This window comes from Rhizobium sp. NXC14 (assembly GCF_002117485.1).
GTDB lineage: Bacteria > Pseudomonadota > Alphaproteobacteria > Rhizobiales > Rhizobiaceae > Rhizobium.
On the sequence record NZ_CP021030.1, the window covers coordinates 3,057,452 to 3,072,667 of the forward strand.

The window sequence follows — 15,216 nt, forward strand, 5'->3', positions numbered from 1 at the left end:
CACCTAGCTAAGGATGCATTCCATCGTCATTTCCGCTATCGAATTCAAACCGCCTGACCACGGGAAATTATCGCGCCACATCAAAAGCATGAAGCCGGAAAGTGAATCATTTTCCGGCTTCATCCTCTGTTGATTCATCGCATTAAGAACGGCAACGAGCGGACCTCTACGCCGCGTCGTCGATCTCCTCGTCCGCCTTGCGCGGCACGTAGTTCAGCACCGGCCCAAGCCAACGCTCGACCTCGGAAATCTCCATGCCCTTGCGCTTGGCATAGTCCTCCACCTGGTCGCGCTCCACCTTGGCGACGCCGAAATAATATGAGTCGGGATGGCCGATATAGATGCCGGAGACCGATGAGCCGGGCCACATCGCATAGCTCTCCGTCAGCTTCACGCCGGCGGCTTTTTCTGCATCGAGCAGCTTGAAGAGCGTTGCCTTTTCCGTGTGGTCGGGCTGAGCGGGATAGCCGGGCGCCGGGCGGATGCCGGTATAGGCTTCACCGATGAGATCCTCGTTACTGAGCTGCTCATCCCTCGCATAGCCCCAATATTCGCGGCGCACCTGCTCATGCATGCGCTCGGCGAAAGCTTCGGCGAAGCGGTCGGCCAACGCCTTGACGAGGATCGAGGAATAGTCGTCGTTCGACCGCTCGAACCGTTCGGCGATAGCGATTTCCTCGATTCCGGCCGTCACCACGAAGCCGCCGACATAATCCGGCACGCCGCTGGTGACAGGCGCCACGAAGTCCGAAAGTGCCACGTTCGCCCGCCCGTCCCGCTTCGAAAGCTGCTGGCGAAGCGTGTAAAAAGTGGCAAGCTCCTTGCTGCGGCTTTCATCCGTGAAGAGGCGGATATCGTCGCCGACGGCGCCGGCAGGCCAGAAGCCGATGACGGCGCGCGGGCGGAACCACTTCTCATCGATGATCTTCTTCAGCATGGCCTGCGTATCGGCCCAGAGCGCACGCGCCGCCTCGCCCTGTTTCTCGTCTTCGAGAATGGCGGGAAAACGGCCGCGCAATTCCCAGGTCTGGAAGAACGGCGTCCAGTCGATATATCTCGCGAGTTCGGCCAGATCGTAATCCTCGAACACCCTCGTGCCGAAGAATTGCGGCTTCGTCGGCTTGTAGGCCGACCAGTCGACCTTATGCGCATTCTCGCGGGCCCGTGCCAACGGCAGGCGCACCTTCTCCGCTTCGCTGCGGGCATGCGCGGCCGCCACCTTGGCATATTCGGCTCTGACATCCTCGACATAACCCTGCCGCGTCTCCGGCGAGAGCAGCGCCGAAACGACGCCGACGGCGCGGCTCGCATCGGTGACGTAGACGGCCTGCCCCTTGTTGTAACCGGGGTGGATCTTCACGGCCGTATGCACACGGCTGGTGGTGGCGCCGCCGATCAGCAGCGGAATTTCGAAGCCCTGCCGCTCCATCTCGGTCGCGACATGCACCATTTCGTCGAGCGACGGCGTGATCAGGCCGGAAAGACCGATGACATCGACCTTTTCGGCGATCGCCGTTTCGAGAATCTTCGTTGCCGGCACCATGACGCCGAGATCGACGATCTCATAGTTGTTGCAGGCGAGCACGACGCCGACGATGTTCTTGCCGATATCATGCACGTCGCCCTTGACGGTCGCCATCAGGATCTTGCCGGCCGACTGTCGGTCGTCGCCGCCGTTGAGGCGCTTTTCCTCTTCCATGTAGGGAAGCAGGACGGCGACGGCCTGCTTCATGACCCGCGCCGACTTGACCACCTGCGGCAGGAACATCTTGCCCGAGCCGAACAGGTCGCCGACGACATTCATACCGGCCATCAGCGGCCCTTCGATGACGTGCAGCGGACGGGCCGCCTGCCGGCGCGCTTCTTCGGTATCGGCCTCGATATATTCGGTGATGCCGTTGACAAGCGCATGTTCAAGACGCTTCTCCACGCTCCATTCGCGCCAGGAGAGATCCTGGACACGACCCTCCTTTGCCCCGGCGCCACGGAAACGCTCGGCCACTTCGAGCAGCCGCTCGGTGCTGTCGGGACGGCGGTTCAGCACCACGTCCTCGCAGGCGTCGCGCAGCTCGGGATCGATGTTGTCATAGACCGCGAGCTGGCCGGCATTGACGATGCCCATGTCCATGCCCGCCTGGATGGCGTGGTAGAGGAACACGGCATGCATCGCCTCGCGCACCGGCTCGTTGCCACGGAAGGAGAAGGACAGGTTGGAGACGCCGCCCGAGATATGCACGAGCGGCATGCGCTCACGGATCGTCCGCGTCGCCTCGATGAAGTCGACGCCGTAATTGTTGTGCTCTTCGATGCCGGTCGCGACCGCGAAGATGTTCGGGTCGAAGATAATGTCCTCGGGCGGGAACCCGATCTTCTCGGTCAGCAGCTTATAGGCGCGCTCGCAGATTTCCACCTTGCGCTCATAACTGTCGGCTTGTCCCGCTTCGTCGAAGGCCATGACGACGACGGCGGCGCCATAATTGCGCAAAAGCCGCGCCTGTGCGAGGAAATTTTCCTCGCCTTCCTTCAGCGAGATCGAGTTGACGATCGGCTTGCCCTGCACCCGCTTCAGGCCGGATTCGATGATCGAGAATTTCGACGAGTCGATCATGACAGGCACGCGGGCGATGTCGGGCTCGGCGGCGATCAGGTTGAGGAACTCGACCATCGCCTTCTCGGAATCGATCAGGCCTTCGTCCATGTTGATGTCGATCACCTGCGCGCCGTTTTCCACCTGGTCGCGGGCGACATCTAGGGCTGCCGTGTAATCGGCATTGGTGATCAGCTTGCGGAACTTCGCCGAGCCGGTGACGTTGGTGCGCTCGCCGACATTGACGAACGGAATGTCCTTGGTCAGCTCGAAGGGCTCGAGGCCCGACAACGACATGAAAGGACGATGCTCCGGGATCGGCCGCGGCTTGTATTTGGCGACAGTCTCGGCGATCGCCCGGATATGCTCCGGCGTCGAGCCGCAGCAGCCGCCGACAATATTGACCAGGCCTTCACGCGCGAAACTGTCGATCTGCGCCGCCATCAACTCCGGCGTTTCGTCATACTGGCCGAACTCGTTCGGCAGGCCGGCATTCGGATAGGCGCAGATGAAAGTATCGGCAACGCCCGAAAGCTCCTGCAGATGCGGACGCATCGCGTTCGCCCCGAGGGCGCAGTTCAACCCGATCGTAAAAGGATTGGCGTGGCGCACCGAGTTCCAGAAGGCTGACGGCGTCTGGCCGGAGAGCGTGCGGCCGGAAAGGTCGGTGATCGTGCCGGAGATCATCACCGGCAGGCGCACGCCCTTGGCCTCGAAGCGTTCTTCGCAGGCGAAGATCGCCGCCTTGGCGTTCAGTGTGTCGAAGATCGTCTCGATCAGAATGATGTCGGCGCCGCCGTCGATCAGCCCGTCGATCTGCTCGCCATAGGCGTCGCGCAGATCGTCGAAGGTGACGGCACGGAAACCGGGATTGTTGACATCGGGCGAGATCGATGCGGTGCGGTTGGTCGGACCGATGGCGCCGGCGACGAAGCGGCGGCGGCCGTCCTCGCGCTCGGCGCGGATTGCTGCCCGGCGCACGATTTCGGCACCTTCCTTGTTAAGGTCGTAGACGGCGCCTTCCATCTGGTAATCGGCCTGGGCGATGCGGGTCGAGGAGAAGGTGTTGGTCTCCAGAATGTCGGCGCCGGCCTTGGCATATTTGTAATGGATCTCTTCGATCGCATCCGGCTGGGTCAGGATCAGAAGATCGTTATTGCCCTTCTGATGGCAGGCGCAGCCGATGAAGCGGGTGCCGCGGAACTGGTCTTCGTCGTAACCGAGGCCCTGGATCTGCGTGCCCATGGCGCCGTCGAGAACAAGGATGCGCTCGCTCGCGGCTTTCTTCAAAGCGGCGAAAACTTCACTGCCGTCACGCTTGCCCGTTTCCGGACCAAAGAGAGTATCAAACACGGGAGGGCTCCTTGACGTCGTAAGACCAGACTTCCAGATCACATAAAGATATCTTTATGTCAATATATGGCTATCGATTTCGTGCTTTGCAAAGCTTCTGCGATGACAGGCTCGCACGAGCTCTATATAGGCCTTTGCTAGGCTTGTGCACGAAATCGGAGGAGTATCATGGCACCCGCAACCGGCAACGCCGCGCTTGGAAACTGGACAAGCCGCGCCTATCACCGCAGCTGGCTGCTGGCGCAGGCAAATGGCCTCTTCGATTTCTTTCAGCACGATTCGATCAATCCCAAGGGTGGCTTCTACGATCTCGACAGCACCGGTAGGCCGCTCGATGCCGAGGGCCAGGTGCGCGGCATCCATATTGCGGCGCGCGCGGTCCATTGTTTCTCGATCGGCGCCCTGCTCGGCCGTCCCGGCGCCGGCGACGTCGTCGACCATGGCATGGACTATCTCTGGAACCACCATCGCGACCGCAAGAACGGCGGCTATTTCTGGTCGCTCGACAATAACGGTCCGGTCGATTCCAACAAGCAGGGCTACGGCCACGCTTTCGTCCTGCTCGCCGCCTCCTCGGCAAAGACAATCGGGCATCCGCTGGCCGACGGCATGCTGGCCGATATCACCGAGATCCTGAACAAGAAGTTCTGGGAACCGCGCCACGGCGCGATCGCCGAGGAATTCACCGCCGAGTGGCAGCCGCTCGACGGCGGCGCCTATCGCGGCCAGAATTCCAACATGCACCTGACCGAGGCGCTGATGGCGGCCTTTGAAGCCACCGGCGACAGGGATTACCTCGCCAAGGCCGAAAGCATCGCCGATCTCGTCATCCGCCGTGCGGCCGGTTCGGTCGACTGGCGCGTCGCCGAACATTTCGACGCCGAATGGAACCTCGACAAGGATTACTATCATCCAAACGAAATGTTCCGCCCGGCCGGCACGACGCCAGGCCACTGGTTAGAATGGGCGCGCCTCATCCTGCAGCTCTGGGCCCTCGGCGGCAAACGCATCGAATGGATGCCGGATGCGGCGAAAGCCCTTTTCGAACAATCCATGGCCCTCGGCTGGGACAATGACAAGGGCGGCTTCTTCTACACGCTCGACTGGGACGACAAACCGGCCAAGCGCAACAAGCTCTGGTGGCCGGCCTGCGAGGGTGCGGCTGCCGCGCATTTCCTCAATGAGCACCTGCCGAGCGACTATCACGAGGAATGCTACCGCAAGATCTGGAACGTGATCGAACGCGCCTTCATCGACCACAGGAACGGAGGCTGGCACGAGGAACTGACGGAGGATCTCGTTCCCTCGCACGCGCTCTTCCCCGGCAAGGGCGACATTTATCACGCCCTGCAGGCTTGCCTCATCCCGCTTTTCCCGGCAACGGGCAGCCTGACGAAGGGCATCGCCGAGGCCGGCGGCAGGCTCTGACGGCTGTTTCAGCGGCCGGCGCCGACCGTCCGGCGCTCGGATTGTTCCGGCAGATGCGGCGGCGTCACAGCGGAGAGAGCCGCAACGTATCGAGATCCTTCGCCAGCATCAGCGCCAGAGCCTCGACCACAAGATTGTGGTCGTCGCGCTGCGGCAGACCGGAGACTGTGACGGCGCCGATGCAACCCGTGCCTTTGACGTTGATCGGAAAACTGCCGCCATGCGGCGCATAATCGGCGCCATCAAGCCCGTTGTCCTCGACCGTCTTGCCATCCTTGCTGAGCTTCAGGCCGGAGGCATAGCTGCTGCGGAAATAACGCAGCACCATGTTGCGCTTGCGCCTGACCCAATTGACGTTGTCCGGCGTCACGCCCGGGAGCGCGGCATAGAAGACCGGCATCGAATGCAGCGTCACGTCGATTGCGATGCCGAGGCCGCGCTCGCTGGCGAGCTCCTGCAGAAGCTTGCCGAGCTGCCAGGCAGTGGTGAGATCGAAGGCATCGAAGCTCAGCGCCTTTTCCTGCTCGGCGATCCGACTGAGATCGTTGTCGATTGTCATGATAGGCGCTCCTCTCCTGCAATGATCCGCTGCAGACCATTCTCATCAGAAGAGAAAAAGTAAAGCAAAACTTGGTCTTCAGAGCTTCGGCGTCAGCATCTCAAAACGATCGCGGATGGTGGCGCAGGTATCGCCCCCCAATCGAGCAATGGCATCGACCGCGGCCGGATCGACATGCAGCCGTTCCCGATCGACGACGCCGTCGCGGTAATGCGCATAGACGATCTCACCGAGGATAATCTGCCGTGAGCGGCCGAGCTCCAGCGTCACGTGCCGCCGGCATTCGAAGGCGGCCGGCGCCTCGGCGATAAAGGGCGACGCCACCTTCGCGCCAGGTATCGCCGTCAACCCCGCCTTCTTCAACTCGTCGACACCACGCGGATATTTGCTGCCGCAGACATGCATGGCCTCGGCGATGGCGAAGGAGACGATGTTGACCGTGAAGACCTCTGTCAGGCGAATATTGTGGCCGGTGTCCTTGAATGACATGTCGGCATTGTTCTCGACGCCGATCGCCAGGATCGGCGGATCGGCCGACAGACAGTTGAAGAAGCTGAAGGGCGCGGCGTTGATCCGGCCATGTTCGTCGACCGTCGTCACCAGCGCGATCGGCCGCGGGATGATCGTGCCGATCATCAGCTTGTAACGCTCGCGCTCGCTGAGTTCTTTGAAATCGAAAGAGACCGCCATGGTTCAGCCGATTTTCGGGGCCGGCGAGAAACCGCTCATCGCGCCCATAAAGGGTTTCGGCAGCGGCGAGGCGTAGGAGCCGCGCTTGCTGGTGGAAAGCCCGAGCGACACCAGCGCCTCGGCTTGCTTGACGGCGGCCGCGACACCGTCGACGACGGGCACGCCGTAAATCTCCTGCAATTCCCTGGCCAGATCGGTCATGCCGGCGCAGCCGAGCACGATCGCTTCGGCCCCGTCTTCGACAAGCGCCCGCTCAATCTCGGCCCTCAGCTTGCCGATCGCGCCCGAGGCCGCGTTTTCCAACTCCAGCACCGGAATATCAGAGGCGCGCACCTTCGCCCGGTCGCCCATGCCGTAGCGGCGTACCAGATTGTCGATCAGCACCCGCGACCGCTCCAGCGTCGTCACCACGGTGAAACGCTGCGCCAGGAAGCCCGCCGTGACCACGGCGGATTCGCAGAGACCGAGAATCGGTACATCGGCAAAACTCCGCGCCGCTTCGAGCCCGGTATCGTCGAAGCAGGCAATCACCGCCGCGTCGTAACCCGCCGCCTGCCTCTCCTTAAGTTCCAAGAGCAGGCCAGGAATCGCGAGCGCCCCGTCATAATGTCCCTCGATGGAGACCGGCCCCATGCTGGATGTCGCGGCGACGATCTCCGTGCCGGATGCCGCCACCGCACGCGCGGCGGCCGCAGCCTTCTCGGTCATGGAGGCCGTGGTATTCGGATTGACGATGAGGATGCGCATATCAGTCTATCTTTGCCTGCCGCCGCCCCAGCATGGTCATGATGCCGAGCGCGATGAGAATGATGGTGAAGGAAAACAGCGTGGTCACCGTCCCGAGCGCATAGAGCACCGGCGTCGTGACGTTGGTCGTCATGCCGTAGATTTCGAGCGGCAGCGTATTGTAGCTGCCCGATGTCATCAATGTACGCGCGAATTCGTCATAAGACAGTGTGAAGCCGAACAGCCCGACGCCGATCAGGCTCGGTGCGATCATCGGCAGCACGACGTGGCGGAAGGTTTGCCAGGAGGTGGCGCCGAGATCGCGGGCCGCCTCCTCGTAAGCGGGCGAGAAACGGTTGAAGACGGCAAACATGATCAATACGCCGAAGGGCAGCGTCCAGGTCAGATGTGCGCCGAAGGCCGAGGAATACCATGCGGGCTTGAGACCGCCCTCCTGAAAAACAACGCCGATGCCGAGCGAAATGATGATCGACGGCACGACCAGGCTGGCGACCGTGGCGTAGAACAGCACAGTCGAACCGCGGAAACGGCGGCGGAAGGCAAGGCCGGCCAGCAGCGACACGACGACGGTCACCACCATCACCATCAGCCCGAGAGTGAAGGAGCGACGGAACGAGGCACCGAAATCGCCGACCGCCTGCTTTTCGAACAGGTTGAAGAACCAGTGCGTGGAAACGCCGTTCATCGGGAAGGTCAGGCCGCCATCCGGTCCCTGGAAGGAGAGGATCAGGATCGCCGAGAGCGGACCGTAGAGGAACAGCACGAAGACGATGAAGAAGATCGCCAGCAGATAGAATTCGAGGCCGCGTTTTTCGTGATTCATCTCAAAGCTCCTTGCGGATATCAACGACCCGCAGGATGGCGGCGACCATCAGCAGCACGACCGCAAGCAGCACCACCGCATTGGCGGCGGCCGCCGGATATTGCAGCAGCGACATCTGGTTCTTCATCATCAGCGCTACCGAGGCGCTCTGGCCGCCGGACATCACCTGGACCGTCGAAAAATCCGCCATGACAAGCGTGACGACGAAGATCGTGCCGATCGCCATGCCGGGTTTGGCAAGCGGAATGACGACGTTCCACAGCACCTGCCAGCCCGATGCGCCGGCATCGCGCGCCGCCTCGAACAGCGACCGGTCGATGCGCATCAGCGTGTTGAAGATCGGCGTCACCATGAACAAGGTATAGAGATGCACCATGGCAAGCACGACGGCGAAATCGGAATAGAGCAGCCATTCGATCGGCTGCGGAATGATGCCCATCTTGATCAGCGCCGAGTTGACCAGGCCGTTGCGTCCGAGCACCGGAATCCAGGAGATCATGCGAATGATGTTCGAGGTCATGAACGGCACGGTGCAGACGAGGAAGAGGATCATCTGCGTCGAAGTCTTGCGGATGTGGAATGCCAGGAAATAGGAGACCCAGAACCCGATGACGAGCGTCAGCCCCCAGACGATGGCGGTGAATTTCAGCGTGTTGAGATAGGTCTTCCACGTCACCCATGAGCCGAGCGTGTCGGTGTAGTTCATGGTGAGGAAATCAGGATAGAGGCCGGCGAAGTCATAATCCCAGAAGCTGACGACAGCGATCATGGCGATCGGCAGCAGGAAGAAGAAGCCGAGAATGGCGATCAGCGGCGTCGCCTGGAGATAGGAGATGGCTGAGGGGGAGAGGCGGAAAGAACGTCTGCCGCCTGCGCCGCGGCTGCCTTCCTCCGTTTCCACTGCAATGGTCGCCATATCCGGTTCTCCGTTCTGATTACATCAAGCGGAACAAAGGTGGGTGCGGCCCCCCTCATGCGCCTGCCGGCACCTGTGCCTGGGTCGAGCCACCGGTCTCGACCCGTTCTTCGGACCCCCGCTGGGGAGAAGAGAATCGTGGCAGCGTCTCCGCTACCACAACTCCACCTGTCGTCATGCGGCCCGCCCGCAAAACTCCCGCTTCTCCCCAGTGGGGAGACGATGCCCGAAGGGCTGTTGAGGGGGCGGAGCGAACCGACGTCTTGAGCGTCAGCGAAAGACAGCAGCTCCCCGCCCTCCAGGAGGGATCAAGCTGCGATGAACTCGTTCCAGCGGCGGACCATGTAGCGGTCCTCGTCCATGACCGAGTTCCAGCAGGCGACTGCACCCATGCGGGCTTCGAAGGAACCGCCGTCGCGCACCGCACCAGCCTTTTCCATGACCTTGCCTTCGGGAGAGAGGATATCGCCCTGCGCCGGCTTGCCCTCGATCCAGTAACCCCATTCGTCTGCCGTCATGAAGTTCTTGGCCGTCTCCATGCAGGCGGAGTAGTAGCCCTGGCGGTTGAGATAACCGCCGACCCAGCCCGACGTATACCAGTTGATGTATTCGTACGCCGCATCGAGCTGTGCGCCCTTCAGATGCGAGGCAAGGCCGAGGCCGCCGCCCCAGGCGCGATAACCTTCCTTGAGCGGCTGGTATTTGCAGGCGATGCCCTTGGAGCGGACGGCGGCGACGGCCGGCGACCACATCGACTGGATGACGACCTCGCCCGAAGCCATCAGGTTGACCGACTCGTCGAAGCTCTTCCAGAAGGCACGGAACTGGCCGTCGCTCTTGGCCTTGATGAGGAAGTCGATCGTCTTGTCGATCTCTTCCTTGGTCATGTTGCCCTTGTCGGCATATTTGATGTTGCCCAAGGCCTCCATGATCATTGCCGCATCCATGATGCCGATCGACGGGATGTTGAGGATCGAGGTCTTGCCCTTGAACTTCGGATCCATGATGTCGGCCCAGCTCGTAATGTCGCGGCCGACGAGATCGGGACGAATGCCGAGCGTATCGGCATTGTAGATGGTGGGAACCATCGTCATCCACTGCGTCGGCTCCTTGGCGAACTTCTTGGCGCCCTGCGCCTCAACGAAACCGACGGTGTGCGGTGCGGTGCCCTGGGCGATGACGCTGTCCGGCTTCATCTTGCCGTTGATGAAGAGCGGCACGATCTTGTCGTAATATTTGAGCTTCTTGACGTCCATCGGCTGGAGCACGCCCGTTGGAAATACCTTCTTGGCGATCCAGTATTCGATGTCGGCGATGTCGTAGCTGTCGGGCTGGGTGACGGCACGCTGGGCGGCAGCGTCGGAATCGGTCGCGGTCATCTCCAGCGTGATGCCGAGATCGGCTTTGCACTTCTCGGCGATGGCGTTGATGTTCGAAACGCCAGTGCCGAACTGGCGAAGCGTGATGTTCGTCTTCGCCCAGATCGTGGGAAAGCCGGTGATGGCTCCGGAGCCGGCGATGGCGCCGACGGCGGCAGCACCCGTCTTCAAGAGCGTGCGGCGGGAAAGACCCTTTTCCGCCTTAGTCGATGTCGTTTCAGTCGTCATGTCAGTTCCCCTTTTCTTGATGTGGAAGTTGATGTTTTTGATTGTTCATGCAGAGGCGCGGCCGAGAAGCACCGCATCCTCACGCTCCCAGCTGAGCGAGACCGCGTCGCCTACGGCGACCGGACGGGCGAAATAGTCGCTATCGTCAGCAATGACGGTGAAGTCGTCGCTGCCGGCGCCGAAAACGGTGATCTTCACCGAGGAGCCGCGATATTCGACGTTGGAGACTATGCCGTTGAAGCCGAGCGTCCACTCTGTCGCCACCTGCAGACGCACGCGATCGGTGCGGATGCCGATATCGACAGGTTCGCCGACTTCCCTGCCCTCGCCCCGCACGGAAAAGCTCTGCCCCTCCGGCACGGTCATGACGAGCATGCCGTCCGCGCTCGACGTCACGCGGCCGGACAAGACGTTGTGATCACCCATGAACCGCGCGACGAAGGCGGTTGCCGGCTTCTCGAAAACCTCGCGGGGTGCCGCCGCCTGCTCGATCCGGCCGTCATTCATGATGACGATGACGTCAGCGAGCGCCATCGCCTCTTCCTGGCTGTGGGTGACATGGACGAAGGTGATGCCGAGCGACTTCTGCAGCTTCTTGAGCTCTGCGCGCATACGGATCTTCAGGAAGGGATCGAGCGCCGACAGTGGCTCGTCGAGCAGCAGCGCCTCCGGATCGGTAATCAAGGCGCGGGCCAGCGCCACACGCTGCTGCTGGCCGCCCGAAAGCTGAGCCGGACGCCTGTTGGCATAGGGCTCCATCTGCATCAGCTTCAGCATCTCAAGCGCCTTGGCCCGCCGCTCCGCCTTGTCGACGCCCTTCATCTTCAGGCTGAAGGCGACATTGTCGACCAGGTCGAGATGCGGGAAGAGCGCATAGGACTGGAACATCATAGCCGTGCCGCGCCTGGCAGGCGGAAGATCGGTGACGACCGTTTTGCCGAGCCTGATGTCGCCGGAAGAAATGCTCTCATGGCCGGCGATCATGCGCAGCGTCGAGGTCTTGCCGCAGCCCGACGGGCCGAGGAAGCAGCAATAGGAACCGGCCGGAATCTTCAGGCTGATCCCGTGCACGGCCGTCGTCGCTCCGTAGACCTTCGAAACGGATACTATATCGATCTCTGCCGCTTTCGACATCATGCCTTCCCCTGTTCGGGAAAGATGATGCATCTGCCGTGCCAATCGCTTCCAACGCCAACTAAGCCCTTAGCGGGAAAGGATTTTAACACTCAAAGCCGTGCAGGCCCATTTCATAAGCACCGCATCGCCTGCACAGGATTTAGGCTATCGTCTGCAATTTACTCAAAAAATCGTATACAATTTAGCCGCCATTTCGATGACAAATTCCGTTTAACTTTTCCCGCGAAGCCGGGTATGGTTTGCCCGCCATCAGGGAATAGTTTTCATGAAATCCGCCGCCAAGGCCATGCAGGCCGAAGAAGTCGCCGAAACCGGCGCGCATCAGATCCGCGATGCCATTCGCGAGGCAATCGTCGAGCGCAGGCTTTCCCCCGGCACCAAGCTTTCCGAAAGCGACGTCGGCAATCTCTTCAACGTCAGCCGCACACTTGCCCGCGCGGCGCTGCAGGCGCTTTCCTATGAGGGCCTCGTCAGCGTCGAGAAGAACCGCGGCGCCTTCGTCGCCTATCCCTCCCCTGATGAGGCCCGCCAGATCTTTTCTGCCCGGCGCCTAGTCGAGCCCGGCATATTGCGGGAGGCGGCGGCGCGGATCACCCCTGATGACATCGGGAATCTGCGAGAGCTTTTGCAGGAAGAAGGCCGCCTGATGAGCGAGCGCGGCCAGACGGCCCGGCGCGCCGAGATCAAGGCATCCGGCGATTTCCACCTGATGCTGGCGGAAATTTCGGGCAACGCCATCATGCAGCGCTTCATGGAGGAGCTCGTCGCCCGCTCATCCCTCGTCATCGCGCTCTACGGCCAGTCGACCGCTTCCAGCTGCGGCCATTCCGAACATGGCGATATCATCTCGGCGATCGAAGGCAAGGAACTCGACCGCGCCTGCCAGCTGATGCTGCATCATATCGCCCATATCGAGTCCGATCTCGACCTGCGCGAACGCAAGAGCCTCGGCCTCAAGGAAGCCTTCGAACTCTGAGCGGTTGGGCGCACGTCGCCAGCAGCTATCACGACGCCTTCTTCGGCAGCTTGTCCAGCGCGGCGAAAATCTCTTCCGCCGTCCGCGGCTCGCTTGAACGTAGCTTCACCGCGCCGTCACGCCCGATCAGGATCAGCCCGAACTCACTGTAAGATGGCCCTTGCAGCCGCTCGCGAATATCGTCCGCATCAAGTTCCCAGCCATCGTCGAACAGCGAGAAAGCGCCGCCGCCGGCGATGATGAACACTTCGACGTCTTCCTCGATGAGGCGCATCTGCGCGTTCCGCAACCATTCGTCCTGGGTTGCCGCGCGGTCGTCCTGCGCATCGGCGAAGATGATCAGCACCCGTTTGCTGTCTCGAAACTGCTCGAGCGATTGCGGAAGTTCCGGCTCACGTCGCGGCGTGCCGATGATTTCATGAACGATGGATCTCAGCATGGTGCTATTCCTCGCCCGTCATCTACGGGCTGTGACTGCGCCATTCCAGCGCCGGCGCATTCAAGACGCGCGAGAACGCTGTAAAGCGCTGAATAACTGAATAATTCCCAAATCCGGTACGAACTGGGATCATTCAGTAAACGGCTGGAAATGGGGGAGGTTCCGACGAAGCGGAAAAGGATCGCAGCTCAACATCCGTTAGCCGCGATCCCTTTCCCGTCAGTCGCGGCTCTGGTCCTCGGCCGCATGCGCCGAGACGGCGACAAGGTCCGCTGTGCCGTTGGCAAGCAGGCGTTTGCGCACCAGCACGCGCATGACGCGTGCGGCCGTCGAGAAGGTCATCTGGTCAAGCGGACCTTCGCCCTCCCAGGGCTTGGTCAGCCGCTCGGTGACGGCACCGACGATATTCATCGGCACGATGTCGGTGCATTCGCGCATGGCTTCGAAAACGAAGCTGATCGGGATGACCCTTCCTTCATGGGTCACGATCGGTTCGGTCAATTCGCTGTCCCATTCCTCGAAGGCGTAAAGTGCTTCGCGAAATAGCTGCTGGAGGGTAAACGGCGCGTGGCCGTTATGAAGTGGCGGCAGGGCATTCATCATGTCTGTCTCCTCTTGATGGATTAAGCCAAAGTCCTCCTGGCTCGCTCAGCATGAACGCGGGGAACACAGCGTTTTTTGCCCCTGCGGACCGAATAACACGATTGATTCTATAGAGTAATCTTTCGTGAATAAAGCCCATTTCTCGGCCGAGGCGGCACCCGTTTTTCTAAACGCATGAAATTCCTGCATGTTTTAGGCGAAAATTTCTCAATGAGTCGGATTAGTGAAAATCCATGCCTGCCGCGTGTGATTGTGCGGGAGGCGGGAAAAACCCTGAAAAATCACGGAACTTTTGCGGCTGTAATCTGTTTTGTTCGCGCACTTCGTAAAAGCAGATGGGGTTACCACCAATGACGCAGATCCGTGAACCGGAGCGGCGGGCCAAAGTCCTGCGCGGCCGTCCTTACAGCCTTGATGAATTCGCCTCCAAATATGGCCTGCGCAGCGACCAGGCCGAGAGTCTGTTTACCCGTTTCGGGCCTTCCTCGATCGAACTCGATTTGCTGATGGCAGCCAAGCGCCGCGCGCCTGTTCTGCCGGACAGAATTGCCGAATAACGCCTTTCACGAACGGAATCGATAGATGAGCGACAAACGCCATGAGTGGATCAGCAAACGGGCCTATGCGATCTGGGAAGAACAGGGCCGCCCTGACGGCCGGGACAGCGAACATTGGCGCCAGGCAGTCGCCGAGCGGGACGCGCTGGAACGCACGCAGGCCTCCGTCGACGGACGTGAAGTGCTGGTGAAGTTCCGCCCGAAGCCGCAACGGCCGGAACTGCCGCGCGCCGGCTGGCTCACTCCGCCCGCCAAGGCCGGTTAATCCAGGACGCCGGTGGCCGGCCTCGTCCTTCGAGGCCCCTGCGCGGCGCCTTAGGATGAGGGCGGAGAGAAGGTGCGGCTTGCCTCACCGGAGAACGGAGGGAGGGTGCAGCCTGCCTCCCTGGCGGCGGGAGCACCCTGCCGCGCGATTGCCCCCCGCTCGCTCCCCGTGCTAGCCTGCCGCCATGGAAGTCACCGTCTATATCCTCCGCTGCAGCGACGGCTCCTATTATACCGGGCTGACCAAGCAAGAGATCGAGGCACGTGTGTGGGAGCACAATGCCGCGACCTATGACGGCTACACTGCCAAACGCCTTCCGGTCGAACTTGTCTTTACCGAAACCTACGACCGCATCATATGCCATCACCCGCGAGCGGCAGATCAAAGGCTGGTCGCGCCGCAAAAAGGAGGCGTTGATCGCCTTGGACTACGGGGCGCTGCCAGATTTGTCCAAACGGGGGTCGGTTAAGGCCAGGTAAGCCCCGGTGGCCGACCTCGTCCTTCGAGGCCCCTGCGGGGGGCCTGAGGA

14 protein-coding genes and 1 pseudogene are annotated in these 15,216 nt (G+C 61.3%); 5 read left to right on the top strand and 10 right to left on the bottom strand.

Annotated elements, in window-relative coordinates; genetic code table 11:
• Positions 1 to 166: 166 nt before the first annotated feature.
• Positions 167 to 3,940: a methionine synthase gene (metH, locus tag NXC14_RS15070; protein ID WP_085778830.1), complete on the bottom strand. Its 3,774-nt coding sequence runs from the start codon at positions 3,938 to 3,940 to the stop codon at positions 167 to 169.
• Positions 3,941 to 4,108: 168 nt separating this feature from the next.
• Between metH and NXC14_RS15075 the strand changes: the two genes are divergently transcribed.
• Positions 4,109 to 5,368, top strand: a complete 1,260-nt coding sequence (locus NXC14_RS15075) for an AGE family epimerase/isomerase (RefSeq protein WP_085778831.1) — start codon at positions 4,109 to 4,111, stop codon at positions 5,366 to 5,368.
• Positions 5,369 to 5,432: 64 nt separating this feature from the next.
• On the opposite strand, the gene NXC14_RS15080 is transcribed toward NXC14_RS15075, so the two are convergent.
• The 7 genes from NXC14_RS15080 to NXC14_RS15110 all read right to left on the bottom strand — a co-directional run bounded on the left by NXC14_RS15080 (position 5,433) and on the right by NXC14_RS15110 (position 11,844).
• On the bottom strand, positions 5,433 to 5,927 hold the full coding sequence (locus tag NXC14_RS15080) for a heme-degrading domain-containing protein (protein ID WP_011426147.1): 495 nt from the start codon (positions 5,925 to 5,927) through the stop codon (positions 5,433 to 5,435).
• A 78-nt stretch (positions 5,928 to 6,005) separates the two neighbouring features.
• Complete coding sequence (locus tag NXC14_RS15085) at positions 6,006 to 6,617, bottom strand: flavin reductase family protein (protein ID WP_085778832.1); 612 nt, start codon at positions 6,615 to 6,617, stop codon at positions 6,006 to 6,008.
• Between the two features lie 3 nt (positions 6,618 to 6,620).
• Positions 6,621 to 7,364, bottom strand: coding sequence for an aspartate/glutamate racemase family protein (locus NXC14_RS15090; protein WP_085778833.1), 744 nt, complete (start codon positions 7,362 to 7,364; stop codon positions 6,621 to 6,623).
• 1 nt (position 7,365) lies between these two features.
• Entirely contained in the window at positions 7,366 to 8,187 is an 822-nt protein-coding gene (locus NXC14_RS15095; RefSeq protein WP_085778834.1) for an ABC transporter permease, read from the bottom strand.
• A 1-nt stretch (position 8,188) separates the two neighbouring features.
• Positions 8,189 to 9,103, bottom strand: coding sequence for an ABC transporter permease (locus NXC14_RS15100; RefSeq protein ID WP_085778835.1), 915 nt, complete (start codon positions 9,101 to 9,103; stop codon positions 8,189 to 8,191).
• A gap of 308 nt (positions 9,104 to 9,411) precedes the next feature.
• The gene (locus NXC14_RS15105; RefSeq protein WP_085778836.1) at positions 9,412 to 10,710 is read right to left on the bottom strand and encodes a PotD/PotF family extracellular solute-binding protein; all 1,299 of its coding nucleotides are present in this window, start codon (positions 10,708 to 10,710) and stop codon (positions 9,412 to 9,414) included.
• A gap of 45 nt (positions 10,711 to 10,755) precedes the next feature.
• Positions 10,756 to 11,844, bottom strand: coding sequence for an ABC transporter ATP-binding protein (locus tag NXC14_RS15110; RefSeq protein WP_085778837.1), 1,089 nt, complete (start codon positions 11,842 to 11,844; stop codon positions 10,756 to 10,758).
• A gap of 268 nt (positions 11,845 to 12,112) precedes the next feature.
• Here NXC14_RS15110 and NXC14_RS15115 point away from each other — a divergent pair, with 268 nt between their 5' ends.
• Positions 12,113 to 12,823 carry a GntR family transcriptional regulator gene (locus NXC14_RS15115; RefSeq protein WP_085778838.1) on the top strand — a complete coding sequence of 237 codons (711 nt, stop codon included), beginning with the start codon at positions 12,113 to 12,115 and terminating at the stop codon, positions 12,821 to 12,823.
• 28 nt (positions 12,824 to 12,851) lie between these two features.
• Here the strand turns inward: NXC14_RS15115 and NXC14_RS15120 are convergent, their stop codons facing one another.
• Positions 12,852 to 13,262: a DUF4174 domain-containing protein gene (locus NXC14_RS15120; protein WP_085778839.1), complete on the bottom strand. Its 411-nt coding sequence runs from the start codon at positions 13,260 to 13,262 to the stop codon at positions 12,852 to 12,854.
• A 219-nt stretch (positions 13,263 to 13,481) separates the two neighbouring features.
• On the bottom strand, positions 13,482 to 13,865 hold the full coding sequence (locus NXC14_RS15125) for a hypothetical protein (protein WP_038690240.1): 384 nt from the start codon (positions 13,863 to 13,865) through the stop codon (positions 13,482 to 13,484).
• A gap of 350 nt (positions 13,866 to 14,215) precedes the next feature.
• Between NXC14_RS15125 and NXC14_RS15130 the strand changes: the two genes are divergently transcribed.
• The 3 genes and pseudogenes from NXC14_RS15130 (at position 14,216) to NXC14_RS15140 (ending at position 15,166) form a co-directional block, all read left to right on the top strand.
• Positions 14,216 to 14,422 carry a hypothetical protein gene (locus tag NXC14_RS15130; RefSeq protein ID WP_085778840.1) on the top strand — a complete coding sequence of 69 codons (207 nt, stop codon included), beginning with the start codon at positions 14,216 to 14,218 and terminating at the stop codon, positions 14,420 to 14,422.
• 25 nt (positions 14,423 to 14,447) lie between these two features.
• The gene (locus tag NXC14_RS15135; protein WP_085778841.1) at positions 14,448 to 14,687 is read left to right on the top strand and encodes a DUF2934 domain-containing protein; all 240 of its coding nucleotides are present in this window, start codon (positions 14,448 to 14,450) and stop codon (positions 14,685 to 14,687) included.
• A 184-nt stretch (positions 14,688 to 14,871) separates the two neighbouring features.
• Positions 14,872 to 15,166: pseudogene (locus NXC14_RS15140) on the top strand (GIY-YIG nuclease family protein).
• Positions 15,167 to 15,216 lie beyond the last annotated feature (50 nt).

Excerpts from the sequence above, each read along its gene's own strand:
- NXC14_RS15075 (WP_085778831.1), top strand. The coding sequence starts at position 4,109 with ATGGCACCCGCAACCGGCAACGCCGCGCTTGGAAACTGGACAAGCCGC.
- NXC14_RS15080 (WP_011426147.1), bottom strand. The coding sequence starts at position 5,927 with ATGACAATCGACAACGATCTCAGTCGGATCGCCGAGCAGGAAAAGGCG.
- NXC14_RS15085 (WP_085778832.1), bottom strand. The coding sequence starts at position 6,617 with ATGGCGGTCTCTTTCGATTTCAAAGAACTCAGCGAGCGCGAGCGTTAC.
- NXC14_RS15090 (WP_085778833.1), bottom strand. The coding sequence starts at position 7,364 with ATGCGCATCCTCATCGTCAATCCGAATACCACGGCCTCCATGACCGAG.
- NXC14_RS15095 (WP_085778834.1), bottom strand. The coding sequence starts at position 8,187 with ATGAATCACGAAAAACGCGGCCTCGAATTCTATCTGCTGGCGATCTTC.
- NXC14_RS15100 (WP_085778835.1), bottom strand. The coding sequence starts at position 9,103 with ATGGCGACCATTGCAGTGGAAACGGAGGAAGGCAGCCGCGGCGCAGGC.
- NXC14_RS15105 (WP_085778836.1), bottom strand. The coding sequence starts at position 10,710 with ATGACGACTGAAACGACATCGACTAAGGCGGAAAAGGGTCTTTCCCGC.
- NXC14_RS15110 (WP_085778837.1), bottom strand. The coding sequence starts at position 11,844 with ATGTCGAAAGCGGCAGAGATCGATATAGTATCCGTTTCGAAGGTCTAC.
- NXC14_RS15115 (WP_085778838.1), top strand. The coding sequence starts at position 12,113 with ATGAAATCCGCCGCCAAGGCCATGCAGGCCGAAGAAGTCGCCGAAACC.
- NXC14_RS15120 (WP_085778839.1), bottom strand. The coding sequence starts at position 13,262 with ATGCTGAGATCCATCGTTCATGAAATCATCGGCACGCCGCGACGTGAG.
- NXC14_RS15125 (WP_038690240.1), bottom strand. The coding sequence starts at position 13,865 with ATGATGAATGCCCTGCCGCCACTTCATAACGGCCACGCGCCGTTTACC.
- NXC14_RS15130 (WP_085778840.1), top strand. The coding sequence starts at position 14,216 with ATGACGCAGATCCGTGAACCGGAGCGGCGGGCCAAAGTCCTGCGCGGC.
- NXC14_RS15135 (WP_085778841.1), top strand. The coding sequence starts at position 14,448 with ATGAGCGACAAACGCCATGAGTGGATCAGCAAACGGGCCTATGCGATC.